We start from the raw sequence: 17,559 nt of genomic DNA, 5'->3' as shown, positions 1-17,559 counted from the left end.
GCATCTGCAGAGGTTGCACCAACTGCAATCGAAGACCCTCCCGCTCGCGCGCCCATCCTGCGCGCGGCCCACTAGGAACGATAGATTCCAGCCTCTCAGTCATTTCTTGTGAATGAGCGGCCGCGCACCGTATCCAGAGCGCACTATTCACCTACAATAGGTAGAAATTCCTCGCAGGGCAGAGGAGCGTGCCGGCATGTCATTCCGGTTTGTCCATACGGCCGACATTCACCTGGATTCGCCATTGCGCTCGCTTGCGATGCGCAACAGCGATCTTGCCGGCCTGATCGGAGACGCGACGCGCCAATCGCTGGTGTCGATAGTCGACCTCTGCATCGACGAGCGGGTCGACGCACTGATGATTGCTGGTGATCTGTATGACGGCGACCAGACGTCGATGAAGACGGCACGTTTTCTTGCAAGCCAGATGCAGCGTCTGCACGAGGCGGGTATCGCCACCTTTGTCATCCGCGGAAACCACGATGCTCTCTCCCGTATCACCCAGGAACTGGTCCTTCCGCCCTCAGTCAAGGTCTTCCAAGGTCGCGCCGATGCGGTGGAGCTGTCGAAAGACAGCTTGAAAATCCACGTTCACGGACTGAGTTTTGCCAAACCTCAGGCTCCTGAAAGCCTCCTCGATAAGTATCGACGGCCCTCCCCAGATACTGTCAACATCGGCATCATGCACACCAGTATAGCCGGAGCTCCAGGCCACGATCTTTATGCGCCATGCAAGGCAGCTGACTTGCATGGATGGGGGTACGACTATTGGGCCCTGGGCCATATCCATGCGCGCGCGCAGCACGCCGGGGACCGGATGGTAATCATGCCTGGTATCCCTCAAGGGCGAGATATCAACGAGGGTGGCGAGAAGTCGGCCACCCTCGTTACGGTACACGACGATCGAAGCATCTCTAGCGAGGAGCGACTGACCAGCATTGCGCAGTTCGAAAGGATTTCAGTCGATCTCTCTTCCGCCCGATCATGGCGCGAAGCAGCCGAACTCGTTGAGCAAGGAGTAGGTGTCGCTCGTGACGGCGCACGCTCGGCCCATCTCGTCGGCCGCCTTCAATTGGCAGGGGCAACGCCGTTGTCATGGCAGTTGCGTCGCGATCGCGAACTGCTGCTGGCGGAGATCGAGCAACGCGCCGAGGGGCTCGGTAAGGTTTGGATCGAGAAGATCGAGATCGCGACCACAGCACCGGTGAGCGCACAGGTTGGAACTGCAACCGCCGACCCGGTCCTAGAACTTGGCGAACTGATGCGAAGCGACATCATTCACCAGCACGGTGTTCGTGAAGCTGTGGGCGATTTGGTCAAGGAACTGCGCGATGACCTGCCCCCTGAAGCGCGTGGGTTCAGCGGCGATGACGAAGCCGCGTTCGAAGCCCTGATCGACCAGCTGCTGACGGACGGCAGCGAGGACATGCTGGCCCGGTTGAAGCCGGAAGCGTCGGAGATTAACTGATGCGCCTGCGCCGGCTTGACCTCACCCGCTACGGAAAGTTCACCGCCGATAAGATCAATTTCGGGGAACATGTCGCAGGAACGCCTGACCTGCATATCGTCTACGGACTAAACGAGGCGGGAAAATCGACGTCGCTATCAGCCTATCTCGACCTGCTGTTTGGGATCGAAGAGCGCACGAAGTACGGCTTCCTGCATCAGGGCAAGGCAATGGAAATCGGCGCCTGCCTCGAATTTGATGGGCAGTTGCATGAGTTCAAGCGTGTTAAGCAGCGGAGCAATTCGCTGCTGAATGAGCAAGGTCAGCCGGTCAACGAAGCGTTGCTAAGCGCTCCGCTCGCGGGTCTAACTCGCGACGCCTATCGGATGATGTTCTCCCTCGACGATCAGACGTTGGAGGATGGCGGCAACGCTATCCTAGAAAGCAAGGGCGATCTGGGGGAATTGCTATTCTCTGCGAGCGCCGGCCTCGCCGGCATCAGTTCAATTCTCGAAACCGCTGTCACTGAGGCCGACGGCATTTTCCGGAAGCGCGCCAGCTCGACGAAGATCGCCGTTCTCAAACGACAGATCGCGGACCTCAAATTGCAGCGCGACGAGATCGACGTTCAGGCTTCAGCTTACAGAACGTTGAAGACAGCGTTCGAGCAGGCCGAGGCGGCCTATAACTCTGTCATGAAGGAGGTCGGTACCGCAAAGGCTCGCCATGACGAGATCGCCCGCGTCCTGCGTGCGCACCCCCTTTCCGCTGACTACCGTCGGGGAGACGAGCAGCTTTCCGAATATGCGGACCTGCCGCATCCACCAGCTGAGTGGGCGGCCGAACTTCCAGACCTGATAGTCGAAGAGACGCGGCTTCAGACCCAGCTTGCCAGCATTGGACAGCGCGAGCAGAAGGTCCGGGAGGAACTCGAAGGACTCATAGTCGAGGACCGACTGCTCGAGATGGGAGATCTCCTCAATCAGCTCGCAGACGCAGCCGCACGATATGCGACCGCGCAAGAGGATCTGCCGAAACGAAACGATGCACTGTCCGCATCGAACCGCAAGGTTGATGTCATCCTCGCCACGCTGGGCCAGACGGATGTCGATGATCCGAACTCGCTGCTCATGCCGGCGGCGGCGATTGGAACGCTCCGTGATCTGATCAGCGACAGGTCTGGCGTCGATGTTGCACGACAGTCGGCCGAGAAGGAGCATGAGTCAGCCCGCCAGGCCCTTGAGAAAGAGCAGCGTGACCGACAGGTACTCGATAGCCAGAGTGTTGCGCTTGATGCCGGCAAGGTGGCACAGCTCCAATCGGTGCTGCGGCGCCTGCGTGACGGTAATCTAGTTTCTGAACTGCACCTTGCCGAACGGGCTGTTACCGCCAAACGCCAGCATTTTGAAGATGCGGTCGACGGGCTGCATCCATGGTCCGGTGACGGTGACAAACTTCGGCGCATGTCGCCACCCGCTGCCGATCGTCTTGAGTTCTGGAAGGGGGCTTCCAGCGACATAGAGAAGCGCCGCTCGCAGATCGTCGAGCGTGAACGAGAGCTCTCGACGAAGCAGGAGGAAGATGCTGCACGCATCGCAGCACTACGCGAAGCGATCGACATCATGGATGATGATGAGACGAGGGCCGCCCTTGTCGAACGGGAAGAAGCCTGGGCGCAGCATCTGTCGGTTCTCGATCGGGAAACGGCCGATCGTTTCGAGACCCGAATGCGAGCGACCGATGCAGCCGCGGTCGCACGTCTTAACAACGCCAGGGAACTCGAGGAACTGCGTTCCGTGACAGCCGGGTTGTTGGTGACAAGGGCGAGGGTTGACCGCCAACACCAATTGCTGCGGGAGACCAATGAAGAACTGCAGACACTGCGCAGCGAGATCAGGATGGCAACGCCACCCGAAATTGATCTGGACGACCATGCATCCGTCGGGTCTTGGCTGGCGAGGATCGGCCAATGGGCTGAGACCCGCTCTTCGACGTTAACTGCGTGGGATGATCTGCACCGTGCCTTAAGTGATGTTGAAGATGTCGGGGCCGCACTCGCGACGGAGCGGGATACGCTCGCAACAACGCTGATTAGTGTTGGGATCGTTGTCGATGGACTGGATGTGGCAGCCATGATGCAGGCCGCCGACACCATCCTTGCGGATCATATTGCGACGCAGACAAAACGACTGGAGGCGGACAAGCGCCTCTGTGAAGTTGAAACAGCTACAGTTCAACGGAAGTCGACACTCGACAAGGCGATCACCGCCTCCGAAGAGTGGCAGAGAAACTGGGCGATCGCTCTTGCAAGCACATGGTTCACCGACAAAGAATGCAGTGTCGGCGCTGTCCGGGAGCTTCTCGACGCGATCGCCGGCCTTCCTGAAGCTCTGCGCGAAAAGGATGATCTGCGACATCGCATAGGGTCCATGGAGGCAGATCGAAATTCCTTCGTCAACGCCGTCGCCCAACGGCATGAAGCTCTCGGCGACACATTCGATGGCAGCAATCCCCTTGACGCTGCCAAGGCCCTGATACGGCGGCTTGAGGAAGCCAGACAAGTCGACGCGAAGCGGCAGGAACGGGACCGAGTCCTTGCCGATCTTGCGATCGAACGCGAGCGGGTAGACGGCGAGATCGCGGTCCATGCCACCCGCAAGAAGGAATTGACCGACTTCTTCCAGGTCGAGACCCTTGCGGATGTGCGGCAAGCCCTCGAATGCAGCCGGAAAAGAGATGAACTGGTCGAGCAGCAGAGCAAGCTTGAGCGGCAGATCGTCGGTGACATGCAGACATCATCACTGGAGGTCGCCATGGACAGCCTTGCTGATGCCGATTTGGCTGAGCTGCAGCGGGAGCAGGCGGAACTTGTAACGCGTAATGAAGACCTGGACGGACGAGCAAAGAACCTATTCGCTGATAAGGCGCGTGCAACTGACCGACTGACCGCCATCGGCGGCGATGATGCGGCTGCCCGCCTTGAGGCGAACCGGCGCACACTGCTTTTGGAAATCGAGGACCTCGCAATGCGCTATCTTTGCCTCAAGGCGGGCAGCCTTGTCGCCGAATACGGCATTCGCACCTACAGGGACAAACACCGCAGCGCGATGATGGATCGAGCATCTGAAGCCTTCCGGCTCATCACCCGCGACGAGTATACCGGTCTTGCTACTCGTCCTGACAAGGACCGCGAAGTCCTGATTGGATTATCGCGCAAGGGTGGCTCGAAGATTGCGACCGAATTGTCAAAGGGCACCCAGTTTCAGCTGTATTTAGCGCTACGATTGGCAGGATATGAGGAGTTTGCAGCAGCCCGCCCTTCGGTTCCCTTCATCGCCGACGACATCATGGAGACCTTTGATGAGCCACGTTCAGAAGAGGTGTTTCGATTGTTCGGACAGATGGCGGGTGTAGGACAGGTGATTTACCTCACCCATCACCGGCATTTATGCGAGTTGGCCGTGCGGACGGTCCCGGGAGTCTTAATTCACGAACTCCATTAGTCGCGTCGGCGCCCCACTTCGATTTCACGCGCGCCTTTGAGCGAATCCTTGTTGTCGAACTGCAAGAGTTCTGCGAGATTTCTTTGATGCTGAAGTGCGCTTCCATATCGCAAATGTGGTCGAACGCACCTCAATCCTGCTGCATCTGTGCACCAGCTGGACCAATTTGCTATGTCGGCCAAGCCTCGCAGCGGCCGACGTAGCAAGGCACCAGCTTCGCTGCAAGCGCTGGAGAACATCCTTGCGGCAGAACTGGACCGTCAGGACCACACCTACGGCAGTCGCAACAACTGGCGGTCAGTATTTCTTGTCGGGTTGCTCGATGACCCTATGCTCAGCTGGCTGTTCGCCGCCTTTCAGCGACCGGGATGGGAAGAAGACAGCCCGCTCATTGAGGGCGCGATCTAGGCCTATCTGCCCCTCCGGTCCATAACTTTCTTGCTGCTTTCCATCTCGTCAGGGACATCATCGCCGCGCCAGCCGGACGTCGATTTTTGGAGAACGCGAAAATGTGTTCAAAGGCCGAAATGGGGCGCAATGCGACCAAGGCCGGCAAAACATACTGATGTTATAGCTTATTAAACCATGCAACAGCGGATGGCAGTGCGATCCAATTGGCTGTAGACGCGCCTTCTGTTGTGCTCCAACGCCATATTGTCTGTCAGCCAATTGTGGCGCCTTCGAAGATGCGTGGTTGAATTGAGAATTTCGAAGTTTCGAGATAGCAAAAGTCGGACACCATAGTCTGCGACGAGGTCAGTGGCATCCTGATCAGCCAGCGCGAAAGCAGATCATGCGGCCTGGTCGGCAAAAGACGCAACATCAGTGATCGCCTGAAATTGCTCAAGGTATTCTGGTCGGTGCTGAAGAAGGTAGCGCACGACACGGGGATTGCCGAGTAGCTTGCCAAGATAACCCTTCACGACGGTCAGTTGGAGATGCTCCTTACCGTAGGTGTCCTGGATCTCGGCCATGGATTCCTGGAGCCGGGCAAGTTCCTTCTCCATCCGGGCCATTGCCTCCGGAGTGACTCCACGTACCTTCTTCGACTTCCTCTCGCCAGCGAGTTCGTTGGTTGGCGTACCGGCGAGGAGCGCTGTGGCGTAGGCTGCCGTATAGTTGTTCGCGGCAATCATGAGCTCGGTCGCCTCGATCTGGCGCAGCGGTTTCATCCGCTTGAGGATCTCGAACACAGCCATTGGGCACATCGTGTCCTTCAGCATCGACACGACCTCATGACAGATTCCGTCCAGTAGAGTCGCCTTCCGTCGCACGCTATTGACATGAAGGCTGAGCGCCCGGGCGAGCTTCTCGTTGGAGACTCCGCGGGCAATGGCCTTCAGGATCATAGAATGCTCCTGGACGGCGGAGAGGCGGCTGATCCGCTTGTTGAAGGTGAAGCTTTCATCGTCGGTCGAGACGAGGCATTCTACTTCGATCCTGCCAAGATCCCTCAGAATCTCGACGCGGATATGGCCGTCGAGCAGGAGGAAGTTATGAGGGTTGCCGTCAATCCTAGCGATCACGGGCGGCTCGACCAGACCAATCTCAATCACCGAGCTGCGTATCTGCTGGTACTTACAGCTAACCTTCACCGACGCCCGAGGCGGCCGTACGGGCAGGAGGGAGGCGATCGGCACGATAATGCATTGGGGCTCGAAGGAGATTTTCGTCGATGTTTCGGGGTCCGTCATGCTGGCTCTCCCAGGATGCGTATCTCCAAGTCCTTCGGTAAGGTGTCAAGGTGTTCGGCTCGTAGGAGCGTGACGAAGTTCTCGTCGGTCCGCAGGTTTTTGAGGGCTTCCACGACGAAGAGTAGGCGGGTTTGTGTCACCTCGGCCTTTTTCACCAACAGGCGCTGCTTGTCTGCCTCCTGCTGAAAGACACGGACGAAGGCCTCGGATGTCTTGGCCTTACTTAGCTTCTTGCCAAACGGATTCGTGGACATGTGTTTGCCACGCCGCGTCCTCTGCTCGATCAGGCGCCGCATCTTTATCAGCCGAGGACCTGAAATCCTGCCCTCGGTGTAGGCTTCAGCCAGCATCTGCTGGACGGTCTCGTCGTCAGCGCGGGCGATCTCAATCGCCACCGAGATAGGGATGGTTCCCGCATCGACTGCCTCGATGAGGCGCTGCTCGCCCTTCTCGATAAGTGTGGCCATCATATTGACCCACTCCGACGACGTGCCGATCTTCTCCCCAATCTGCTTGTCGCTGTAGCCGCGCTTGCGCAACGTCGCGACATCCTGGAGTAGGTCTATGGATCGGTGCTGTCGGCGGGCGCAGTTCTCAACCAGGCTCATGACAAGGCATTCTTCCTCCGACGCCTCTGTGACGATGGCGGGAATCTCCGTCCGGCCAAGCTCACGGAAGGCTTCAATGCGCCCTTGGCCGCAAGCAAGTCCGTAGGATCGTTGGCCGTCCGGGCCAATCATGGTGTTGACGCGGATCGGGCGTTTCAGCCCGACCGATTTGATGCTTTCGACCACCTCTAGGAACTTGCGCCGGTTGCGGGCGCGCGGGTTCAGGATGACGATCCGGTCGATTGGGATCATCTCCACATGGGTATGTTTCGCTTCGGTCATGCCGCCTCCCCAAATTGGGCTCGTGCCGCGAGAGAGAACAGGAAGTCCAGCGTCTCAAAGCGATAGCCGTCCAGCGACAGGCCATTGCTCTCGCTGAGACGAAGCTTTGGCTCGGTCATGTCAAGACGCGGGAGCAGGTAGTAGTCGAGTGGGGACATGTTACCGCGATCCATACGGACGGCGACTGTGATATCGGGCGCGAGGCCAGCGTCGAACCGAATGCGCCAGCGAGGCGCTCCCCCTTGCGACTCGCAACAGCGGGCCACAACGACCGAGGTGGTGAACTCGCCGTTGACATCGATCAGCCCCGTTTGGTGATCGACGCGGACATCGCCGCCGGCAGCGCGGAGGCCGTCAACCACCTTCGCGACGACATCAGGGTGCATCATCCGCAGACGACGGTTGATCTCGATATAGCGATAGTCTCGCCAAGGGCTATAGCCGACGAGTTGATAGGCGCGCAACAGGCTGCCGAAGCGGTTTTTGTAGACGCTGCTCGATGGCATATCCTCGCACTCGTCGATGACGATCCCGGAAAGGGAGCCTTGCGCTTCCAGCAGCGATCGGAGCAGATCGAGGAGTTCGTCATCGCCGAGCCTTCGGCTTCGATCCTCCACGATCCTCGCGGCGCACGCGAAGGTTGTGACATCAACGATCGCCTTGAACACGCCGCAGGCGCGCACCCAATATTCCTGGGTGTTGACGACCCGGCGCATTTTCAGCTTGAAGGATATACGGTTAAAGACATTGTCCCCGATGTATTTGGGGTTGGTCAGGACTTGGTGGACCGTACCGCGCGTCCAAGGTCGCCCTAAGTCGGTGACAAGGCCTTCGCCATTCAGTCTAGCCGCAATCTCGACTTCTTGGACTCCAAGTTCGACGAAGAGGTGATAGATGCGCTGGACGACCTTGACCTCCTCAATCGGTCCGGGAACCAGAATCACGCGATCGGTCTGAAGGCTTTTGCGCTCACCGATCGACAGCTCGGACTTGGGCTCGCCGTTCTCGTCGACCAATAGCCGCCGCAAGCCGTAGCCTGCCATCCCGCCCTGGCGATACCCCTTCTCGATAAGGCGGCACTGGCCGGCGAAGACCTTCACGGAGAGTTCGCGGCTGTATTCGCCGGCCATGACACGCTTCACGGTCTTCAGCAGATTGGACCCGATGCTGCCATCGTTCTCGAACTGCTCGGCACAATAGTGGACGACGATGTCAGCCCGGGAGCATAGAAACTCCAGGTGCGCGCCGTGGTCGGCATTCTGGAAGCGCCCCCAACGACTGACATCGTAGACGAGGATCGTACCGAAGTCCGCGGTACCCTGCTCGACGTCAGCAAGCAGACGCTGGAAAGCGCCGCGCCCCTCCAAATTCAACCCGCTTTTGCCGGCATCCTCGTAGACCCGCACGATCTCGATGTCCCGAGCCTCCGCGAACTGTTTGATTGTGGCGAGTTGGTTCTCGGTCGAGTAGCGCTGGTGATCGGTTGACATCCGCACATAAGCGGCAGCACGGGCTGACCACTCCCCGGTGCTTTTAGCCGTCCGCGCTGGTCTGTCACGCCCACTCAAGCACTTACGCTCCACTCTTTGCGCCGTGTCGGCGCAGTCGCCTGACACTACAGCGCGGAGGTAGTGGAATGTCCTTTCCGAAGTCGGGCAATATGTTACCCAGTCAGCGGCACGGGAAGCCGCGCAAGCCGTCGTTTGCTCGGTTGGTGTCGACAGCCTTACGGGCATCGCTCAAAGGGCAGTCGTCCAAGGTCAAGACGGTTGCTCTTTGGACCGGCGCGAACGAGCGGACTGTGAAGAACTGGCTTTCCGGCGAGAGGGCGCCGAGCGGGGACCACTTTCTAGGCTTGGCGGCGAACTGCCCCGCCGTGCTTGCTGCCTTTCTGGCGGCCATCCAGCGGAACGACTGCCTAGTCATGGCCGACATCGAAGAAGCGCGCGCCAAAGTGGCCGCTGCGTTGATGGCGCTGGAAGCCGTAAGGGCCGCCCAGCTGGGTACGGCGGCGGCGCTGTCGCGCGACGACGGCTGACTCAGGCCGGACGAGCGTCAGCGGCTACTGCAGGTCATCAATCTTGAGGTCAGCAGCGCCCTCCAGGCCATCTTGAATGGCCGCTTCTGGAAAACGGAAAGCGTGCAAGAACGATCCGTTTGGGGGCGCAAAGCTGCCATTTCCTTTTCGCCCAATTTCATGCCGCTTGCCTCGCTCCCATCCCCGCTTCCTCCATCAGCTCCCTCTCCACTTCCTCCAGCAGCCTCCTCTTCTCCTGGAGCTCCCCGGCGAAGGTGAATGTCCCACCTTCGCGTGAGCGGTAGGACGCAAGGCGGGTGGCTGCCTCATCACGCTTGTTGCGTTGTGCCATGTGCTCGTCTTCGAACCCATTGAGGGCATGTTCGAGACGGGCGACGGCTCCGAGCAGGGTGACCGTCAGCGGCAAGTCGATCTCGTGGCCGGCGCCGGTGCGGGCGAGATGCGTGCTGTACTGGTAATCCTCGGTGCGCCGAGTATTGTCGGCGAGCCCCGTGAAAACGAGATCGAAGCCGCCGATCGAGGCGATCTCTGTCTCGCCGGCGTGCTGAAGCTGGACGAGGGTGATGATATCCTTCATGAGCGCGCGCCCGGCGAGTTTGCGTTCGACGTGAGGCTCGCCTGCCACCACCATCTGGAAGGCATCGCCCGTCGTCGAAACGCGGCGGGCGATATCCTCGCCGATGTCCGCGATGCGGCGCGTCGCGTGCTCGATGTCGCGCTCGGCGTCACGCATTTGGCGACGGATGGCGAACTGGTCATCTCGGTGCGCGGCCTGTAGGCGTTCCAGCCGGGCGATGTCGGCCTCCAGCCCCGCCTTCTGCATCAGCCGCTGATCGCCCGAGGCTATCGCCTTGGCCATGGCGAACTGGTTGGCCTGCCCCCCGTCGAGATCTTCCAGCCGGCGGATGGAGGTGTCGCCCGAAAGAGCGGCAGCGATGAAGCGAGCCTTGCGCTCGTTGTTCTGCCACATGGTGGCGTCGAGCGAACCCTCCGTCGCATAGGCGAAGATGTCGACCTCGTCATGCTGATTGCCCTGCCGGACAATGCGCCCTTCCCGCTGCTCGATCTGCGAGGGTAGCCAGGGCACGTCGAGGTGGTGGAGGGCTTTGAGCCGGAGCTGCGCGTTGACGCCGGTGCCCATGGTATCGGACGAGCCGATCAGGAAGCGCACCTTGCCGGCGCGGACGTCTGCGAACAGGCGCTGTTTCGCTTCGGCTTTCTTGTAGTCCTGCATGAAGGCGATTTCGGAGGCGGGAACACCCCGCCGGACGAGTTCGCCACGGATCCAGCGATAGGCGGAGAACCCCCTGCTCTTCTCCACGCTTATCGTGCCGAGATCGGAGAAGATCATCTGCGCCGCGCCGGGAAGGTCAAAGCCCCGCCCGTCTGTCTGTCGGTAGGTGCTCTCAGCGGTCTCCCGCCAGATGCGGAGCGCGGTCTCGATCAGCAGATTGAGCTTGTTCGCCGGCTCATTGTCGTTGTCCGCGTCGACGAGCCTGAGATCGATGGCGGCATGACGGCCGTCGGTGATGACGGAGAGCAGGATGTCGTCACCGGGCTCGGCCGGGCGATCCCGCTCCTCAATCGCCTTGATGCGGGCGTCGAGCATCGTCTGATAGCGCTTGAAGGCGGCGGTCGGCTTGGCGGTGATAATCTGTCGCCGTCCGGTCGAAATGTTCGGCACCTTCACGAAGCGCCTGAGATCTTCCGGCATCACCACATCGGCGAAGCTGCGGAACAGGGCGATCAGTTCGGGGACGTTGACGAAGCTTGCAAAGCGACTGACCGGTTTGTATTTGCCGGAGGGCTGAAGCTCCAGTTCCGTCGTCGTGTCGCCGAAGGTGGCGGCCCAGGCGTCGAACTCATGCAGGCCGCGCGCCTCAAGTGCCGCATGGTCCATCAGGCGCTGGACAGAGAACATTTCTCCAAGGGTGTTGGTGATCGGCGTACCAGAGGCGAGCACCAGGGCGCGACCGGGGTTCTTCACCTCCAGGAACCGGGATTTGACATAGAGATCCCAGGCGCGCTGCGATCCGTTGGGATCGACGCCCTTCAAAGTCGCCATGTTCGTCGCGAAGGAGAGCTTTCTGAACTCCTGCGCCTCGTCAACGATGATCTGGTCGATACCGAGCTCGGAGATCGTCAGGAGATCGTCCTTCCGGGTGGCGAGCGCCTCCAGCCGCTCTTTCAGGCCCTCTTTCAGCCGCTCGAGGCGCTTGCGCGAGACGCGATCATCCCGCTCTACCCGGCCCATCAGGTCCTCGTAGAGCGAGAGCTCGTCCTCGATCATCTGCTTCTCAAAGGCGGCGGGGACGGAGATGAAGCGGAATGCCGAATGCGTGATGATGATCGCGTCCCATGTGGCGGTTGCCGCTCGCGACAGGAACCGCTGGCGCTTGTCCTTGGAAAAGTTCGTCTCGTCGGCAACAAGAATGCGGGCGTTGGGATAGAGCGCGAGGAATTCGCGCGCGACCTGCGCCAGGCAATGGCCGGGAACGACCAGCATGGCCTTGGCGATCAGCCCGAGGCGGCGTTGTTCCATGATGGCGGCGGCCATGGTCATGGTCTTGCCGGCGCCGACGGCATGGGCAAGATAGGTGGAGCCGCTCGCGACGATGCGCCATATGCCACGCTTCTGGTGCGGATAGAGCGTGAACGCCGTGCTGGCGCCTGGAAGCTTCAGGTGGTCGCCATTGAAGGCGCGCGGCGCGATATTGTTGAAGCGGTCATTGTAGATCCGCGCCAGCCGGTCGGTCCGATCTGGGTCAGTCCAGACCCAGTTCTGGAAGGCAGCCTTGATTTTCTGGAGCTTCTCCTTGGCCGCCTCGGTATCGACGACGTTGAGCACCCGCCGTTCCGTGTCGCCGTCCCTGACAGTGTCGAAAATCTGCGGCACCCGGCTGTTGAGCGCATCGTCAAGCAGTTCCCCGGCATGGCGCCGTTCGGTGCCCCATTCCGACGTGCCGGAGGCCAGGTACCCGAGCTGGCGCGCGTCCACGGTCCAGGTGGCGAGTTCCGGCACGTGGTGGATGCGGATATCGGCATCCATGGTTTCCTTGACGAAGCGGACCACATCGTCGGCCGGAATCCACGGGGCGCCCAGCCGCGCCGTGATATCGGCCGGGCCAAGATCGGCGGGCTGAACATCGCGGAGCGCAAGAACATTGCGCCGGAAGGGCGGATCAAGCTCGGCGACGGCCTCGGCCAGTTTCAGCTTGTCGCGCACCGGGCCCGAGAGATAGGCGTCCGCCGTCAGCCAATTGCCATTCGCCGGATCGCGGAAGACGGATGCTCCGAGGTCGGCGAGCACATCGTCCACGTCCCTGTGCAGGAGTTCGGCGATATGGTCGAGATCGACTTGGCCGCGTTCGTTGAGCACGACGGCAAGAGCGTCAGCCGCGGACGTGATTGTCGGGGCCGCGGGCGGCGCGATCACCCGTTCGGAAAAGATCGGACCGGGACGCGCGGTGTCGGTCTCAAGATCATAGTCCTCGATCGACGCGACCAGCCAGCAATCGGGATCGTCCAGGAAGGGCTGAATATTCGGACGACGATAGCTCTCGCGAACCTCGCCGCTCGCTTCGTGCTCGGCGATGGAAACCGTCGTGTGATCGATCGGCCCGAACTCCCGCACGAAGGAAGACCAGGCGATGCGCAGGCGGACCTGCGTGTCCTGCCAAGGGCGGTCGGTTTCTTGAAACTTCAGGATGTCGCGCACGGCATCGCGAATTGGAATGAGTTTTGCGATGATACGAACGTGTTTCTCGGGCATGCCGTCGCCGCTCTTGCCCTTGCGCACCTTCACCGGAACGGGCGCCCCGTCGGTGATCTGCATCAGGCCGTTGCGGGTATCCATGACATAGCTGCCCTCCCGGACATGGGAGGTATCGCCGGAAACGGCCGCCAGCGGCATTTCCGCGAACTCGGCCTCGAGGTCGATGACGTCGGGCGCGCCGTCGTAGAGTCCCTCCGGCAAACGCGCGACGGCGGCATCGAGTGCGGCTTCCAGATTTTCGCCCGCCCTGGGCAGGCAAGTGTAGGTCTCCCCGAATGGCCCGGTTACGAGCGCATGAGTGCCTAGCATCATTTCCGGGTGGCGGGCGAACCAGCCATTGACGGAGACCACTCCCCTGCCCTCCCCGTCAGTGTCGGCACCGAGGCAAACATCGGCAAGATCGAGCCAGGACCGACCGACCTCGATGTCGCCGGCCCGCCGCTTGCGAAAGAACAGGATATCAACGACCACATCGGTTCCAGCCCCCTGCTGGAAGCTGCCCTCTGGCAGGCGGATCGCCGTGACCAGGTCGGCTTTGTTCGCTATATGTTCTCTTGCGGTTTTGTCCGCTTTGTCGAGCGTGCTATGCGAGGTGACGAAGGCGGCGAGTGCGCCGGGCTTGAGAAGATCGATCGACCGCGCGAGAAAATAGTCATGAAGGCGCAGCCCCAGTGACCGATAAGCGCGATCCGAGCGCACTATGCGGTCCGAGAACGGCGGATTGCCGATGGCAAGATCGAAGTGTTCCGGCAGATTGGTCCTCGTGAAGTCCCCTTCCAAGATCCGTGCCTTCGGCTGCAACAGCCGGACAATGCGAGCGGTCACTGGGTCCAGTTCGACGCCGGTAACGAGGGAGCAATCACGAAAGCTGTCTGGCATCAGTGCCGGAAAGAGCCCCGTGCCGATGCCGGGTTCAAGCACCCGCCCTCCCCGCCAACCAAGCCTTATCAGACCTTTCCAGATCGCCCGGATGATGAACTCCGGCGTGAAATGAGCATATTGGGTCGAGCGGGCCAGCGAGGCGTAGTCACCGGCCGAAACCGCGCTTTCGAGCGAACTGCCGAGCCCGTCCCAGCCATCGCGAAATCCCTCTTCGCCGGGACGGCGGAACATTCCGTTGGCAAGCTCCGAGGCCCCGAAGCCGGTGAAGCGGATCAACCTGGCTTGTTCCTCGCGTGTGGCCTGCCGACCATCACGGACGATCTCATTGGCAAGTTCAATTATGGCGACATTGGCCCCTGCCCTCTCCCTCCAGCTGGTAGCCAGGCCCCGGTCGCCCTCGTCGAGATAGAAGTTGGCCGGCGCGCCCTGCGTGCGAGGTTCAGCCGTTGGCGCCCCGACCGGACGGCCGGCTCCTGGAGCGGGCGGTACGGGATCGGGATCGTCGTCATTGTCCGGTTGGACAGCGACGCTGCCGGCGAGCGCGGTAACGCCAAGGCCAAAGCCCGCTGACAAGTCGTTCTGCCCGAAACCGGAGAGATTGCCAAAGTGGTCAAGGGTGAAGGAGGCATCCTGGGTCATGCCGAAAGGCTCCTGATAGCTCGAGGAATGAGAAAGCGGAGGGTGAGATGTGAAGACGCGCGCCATCGCCACGTCGAATATTCCGGCAATGGCGAATGTCAGGGCTGTCCGATCGGAGGCCTATGATCCGGCCGTGAGTTTCACGCAGCGAGAGCCTGGTGCGTGGGCCGGTAGTGGATGGGCAGCTTGGCGACGATCTCCGCCTCGGTGAGATCGGTCAGGAGCTTGGCCTCGCCCTGTGGTTTGCTGGAATAGACCATCACCCAGCGCTCGCCTCGAACCGAGGAGGGCCAAGTCTCGTCGGCATAGCCCCGATAGGCGTCCCTGGTGTCGCTCCAGATGTGTTCGAGCCGCTCGGCCTCGCTCATTGCCCGTTCCGGACGAGACACCCTTGTCACGATGGCCTGCCGCATTCGCTCAACTTCCTGGCGCCGGGAGAGATCGCAATACCCGTGAAAATGCCTGACACGGTCGTTGATCGGGATGGTGAAGAAGACGCTGGTGACGGCCCCGATCATGAACTCGCGCAGGACGAACATGCCTCCTCTCATCCAGAGCGGCGGCAGGACATCCAGCATGTAGTCGCATTCGCTCTGGCCAAGTTCAAACCACTCGCCGGCATAGAGCGGGATTGCGTCTGCCGCGAACCGCCCTGGTTGCTTGGCATGGCGATCGAACAGGCGGAACATCTGCGGCCGGTCGGCGCATCCGAACCAGATTTTGCGGAAGTTGTCGGACGAGATCATGGGGAACTCCTTCGCTCAAAGGTGGTCGACCGAGCCCGGCGGATCGCTCATCCGATCCTTTTCTCCGGGTCCTCGTGACCCCTTCCCCGTCGCCGCCTCTCCGTCCGGGCGGGTCAAGGGCCGGCGCCAGCCGGGCGAGGCTTCACCCTTGACGCGACCGGCGGACATGCGGCAGGTCTGATGTTCCTTTCCATTTCCTCTTTCTTGCTTTTCCCGATTTCTCACCCATAATGATAGCATTGCTAGCAATGGGGTGATCCATGGCCGGAAGCCTGCACGTCCGCAACCTCGACGAAGATCTGATCTCGAAATTGAAACTGCGCGCCGCGCGCCACGGCCGCTCGGCCGAGGCCGAACACCGGGCCATCTTGCGTCAGGTTCTCGACACCGAGCCGGAACCCTCTTTCGATGATCTGGCTGCCGAACTGCGGGAGCTCACCGCCTCGCGCAAACAGACCCCGTCCGAGCTTCTCCAGCGCGAAGGACGGGATGAACGGTGAAAGAAACACTGGTCATCGACGCAAGCGTCGCCGTGAAGTGGGTCATTTCGGAAGATGGCGGCGAAGATGCGGTCCGGTTACGCTCGACCTTCATTTATATCGCGCCGGAACTCCTGCTGCCGGAATGCGCCAATATTCTCTGGAAGAAGGTCCAGCGGAAAGAATTGGAGCCAAACGAAGCCGCCCTTGCTATCGCCCTCATAGAGCGTTCCGGCATTTCGTTTCAGTCCATGCAGGGCCTCAGCGAAACGGCAACGCGCCTTGCCATCGAGCTTGGCCATCCCGCCTATGACTGCGTCTACCTGGCCCTCGCGTTGCGGCAAAAGCTCCGCTTCGTCACCGCGGACAAGCGCTTGCTGGCGACGGTCGCACAAAGAGGTTCGTCGGAGCTTGCAGGATTGTGCTTTGCCCTTGAGGATGCCGGTCGGCCCATCCGCTGAACGCGCCAAGACCGGCGCCGTGCCGGGCGTCATCTTCGGCGGCAGAAACCATGCACTCGTAGAGCATCATTCCAGTCTTCTGCGGGAGGCTTGAGCCGGAGCCAGTCACAACCCGCAGCGTCAGCAATTTCCCTCAATCGGACAGCAAAGGCTTCCCCTTGCGCATTGGCATCGGTCGCAGCGACAAGCTGGGTGCCGGGCTGGTCGGCCAGCGAGCGCATGGCCGCCGCCGTTGCCGGGGACCAGCCGCCACCGGTGCTGAGATAAAGGCTTTCCTCACGGAAGCCTTCGAAACTGGCGAGGCTCATGGCGTCAATCGCCGCCTCGGTGACCAGAAGCCGAAGGCCGTCAAGCGCCCCGAGCCTGAACAGGATCTTGGCGCCACCGCGGGCAAAACCGCGCCAGTCCGGTCCGCGCTCCTCCCAGCCGGTCACGATCCCCTTATCGTCGACATGAGCCGCCCACATGCTGCCATGTGGCCCCTCTCGCAGGACATTCTGATCCGTCGTCACACGGAGGACTTGCTCGGAAATTCCCCTGATGTCCCGGAGATAGCTCCATGTCGCCGAGCCGCGCCAGGGCGGCCGACGCACCCGCCATCGCTCCGCCAAGGACATCGTGTTTTCCCGCGACCGTAACGGCCGCGCCCATCGCGGCTCACACGGGGTAAACCCGACAAGATCGGCGGCTAGGGCGAGCGCGCCTGTGAACGAAGCGCCTTCCAGATGCTGGATCAGGGAGAGTACATCACCCTTGGCGTCCGATAACGGGTCAAACCAACCTTTGCCATCATGGATGACGATGATGACGTCGTCGCCTCGGCGGAACTTGATCGCCCGGCGGGTGCTCTCCCTTATGTCGATGGCAAAGCCTGCTTTCTCCAGCACGGCAGAGCATTCCACCCTCCCTTTCAGATCCTCGATTTCTCGTGCTTCCATTGTCTTCCCAGACGTGGCCCGCCTGCCCTTTTCGAGTTTACTTGGATCTTCGCGCGTCTCGCGCGAC

Annotated in this window: 12 protein-coding genes; 6 read left to right on the top strand and 6 right to left on the bottom strand. The window is 60.9% G+C overall.

The window, feature by feature from the left end; translation table 11 throughout:
* Positions 1-196 precede the first annotated feature (196 nt).
* From QQZ18_RS23625 to QQZ18_RS23615, 3 genes are all read left to right on the top strand, one after another.
* Positions 197-1,468: a metallophosphoesterase family protein gene (locus QQZ18_RS23625; protein ID WP_284543618.1), complete on the top strand. Its 1,272-nt coding sequence runs from the start codon at positions 197-199 to the stop codon at positions 1,466-1,468.
* Complete coding sequence (locus QQZ18_RS23620) at positions 1,468-4,950, top strand: AAA family ATPase (RefSeq protein ID WP_284543617.1); 3,483 nt, start codon at positions 1,468-1,470, stop codon at positions 4,948-4,950. The genes QQZ18_RS23625 and QQZ18_RS23620 overlap by 1 nt, the downstream gene beginning before the upstream one ends.
* A 171-nt stretch (positions 4,951-5,121) precedes the next feature.
* Positions 5,122-5,358, top strand: a complete 237-nt coding sequence (locus QQZ18_RS23615; protein WP_284543616.1) for a hypothetical protein — start codon at positions 5,122-5,124, stop codon at positions 5,356-5,358.
* Positions 5,359-5,741: 383 nt separating this feature from the next.
* On the opposite strand, the gene QQZ18_RS23610 is transcribed toward QQZ18_RS23615, so the two are convergent.
* The 3 genes from QQZ18_RS23610 to QQZ18_RS23600 are packed head-to-tail and all read right to left on the bottom strand — an operon-like array spanning position 5,742 to position 9,117.
* Positions 5,742-6,644 (bottom strand): plasmid partitioning protein RepB C-terminal domain-containing protein, encoded by a 903-nt coding sequence (locus tag QQZ18_RS23610; RefSeq protein WP_284543615.1) that lies wholly within the window; start codon positions 6,642-6,644, stop codon positions 5,742-5,744.
* Positions 6,641-7,534, bottom strand: coding sequence for a plasmid partitioning protein RepB C-terminal domain-containing protein (locus QQZ18_RS23605; RefSeq protein ID WP_284543613.1), 894 nt, complete (start codon positions 7,532-7,534; stop codon positions 6,641-6,643). Before QQZ18_RS23605 ends, QQZ18_RS23610 begins: the two co-directional genes overlap by 4 nt.
* Entirely contained in the window at positions 7,531-9,117 is a 1,587-nt protein-coding gene (locus QQZ18_RS23600; protein ID WP_342398945.1) for a recombinase family protein, read from the bottom strand. The genes QQZ18_RS23605 and QQZ18_RS23600 overlap by 4 nt, the downstream gene beginning before the upstream one ends.
* A gap of 53 nt (positions 9,118-9,170) precedes the next feature.
* On the opposite strand from QQZ18_RS23600, the gene QQZ18_RS23595 reads away from it, so the two are divergent.
* Positions 9,171-9,572 carry a hypothetical protein gene (locus QQZ18_RS23595; RefSeq protein ID WP_284543610.1) on the top strand — a complete coding sequence of 134 codons (402 nt, stop codon included), beginning with the start codon at positions 9,171-9,173 and terminating at the stop codon, positions 9,570-9,572.
* Positions 9,573-9,729: 157 nt separating this feature from the next.
* On the opposite strand, the gene QQZ18_RS23590 is transcribed toward QQZ18_RS23595, so the two are convergent.
* Positions 9,730-14,868, bottom strand: coding sequence for a helicase-related protein (locus QQZ18_RS23590; RefSeq protein ID WP_284543608.1), 5,139 nt, complete (start codon positions 14,866-14,868; stop codon positions 9,730-9,732).
* 140 nt (positions 14,869-15,008) lie between these two features.
* Complete coding sequence (locus QQZ18_RS23585; protein ID WP_284543606.1) at positions 15,009-15,614, bottom strand: DUF1419 domain-containing protein; 606 nt, start codon at positions 15,612-15,614, stop codon at positions 15,009-15,011.
* Between the two features lie 260 nt (positions 15,615-15,874).
* On the opposite strand from QQZ18_RS23585, the gene QQZ18_RS23580 reads away from it, so the two are divergent.
* Positions 15,875-16,114, top strand: coding sequence for a FitA-like ribbon-helix-helix domain-containing protein (locus QQZ18_RS23580; RefSeq protein ID WP_284543604.1), 240 nt, complete (start codon positions 15,875-15,877; stop codon positions 16,112-16,114).
* Positions 16,111-16,554 (top strand): type II toxin-antitoxin system VapC family toxin, encoded by a 444-nt coding sequence (locus QQZ18_RS23575; RefSeq protein WP_284543602.1) that lies wholly within the window; start codon positions 16,111-16,113, stop codon positions 16,552-16,554. The genes QQZ18_RS23580 and QQZ18_RS23575 overlap by 4 nt, the downstream gene beginning before the upstream one ends.
* 29 nt (positions 16,555-16,583) lie before the next feature.
* Here the strand turns inward: QQZ18_RS23575 and QQZ18_RS23570 are convergent, their stop codons facing one another.
* Positions 16,584-17,492, bottom strand: coding sequence for a DUF3991 and toprim domain-containing protein (locus QQZ18_RS23570; RefSeq protein ID WP_284543600.1), 909 nt, complete (start codon positions 17,490-17,492; stop codon positions 16,584-16,586).
* Positions 17,493-17,559 lie beyond the last annotated feature (67 nt).

The organism is Pleomorphomonas sp. T1.2MG-36, from assembly GCF_950100655.1.
In the GTDB taxonomy this organism is placed as follows: domain Bacteria; phylum Pseudomonadota; class Alphaproteobacteria; order Rhizobiales; family Pleomorphomonadaceae; genus Pleomorphomonas.
Note: the sequence above shows the minus strand (reverse complement) of the source record. Positions and strands in the feature narration are given on the sequence as shown.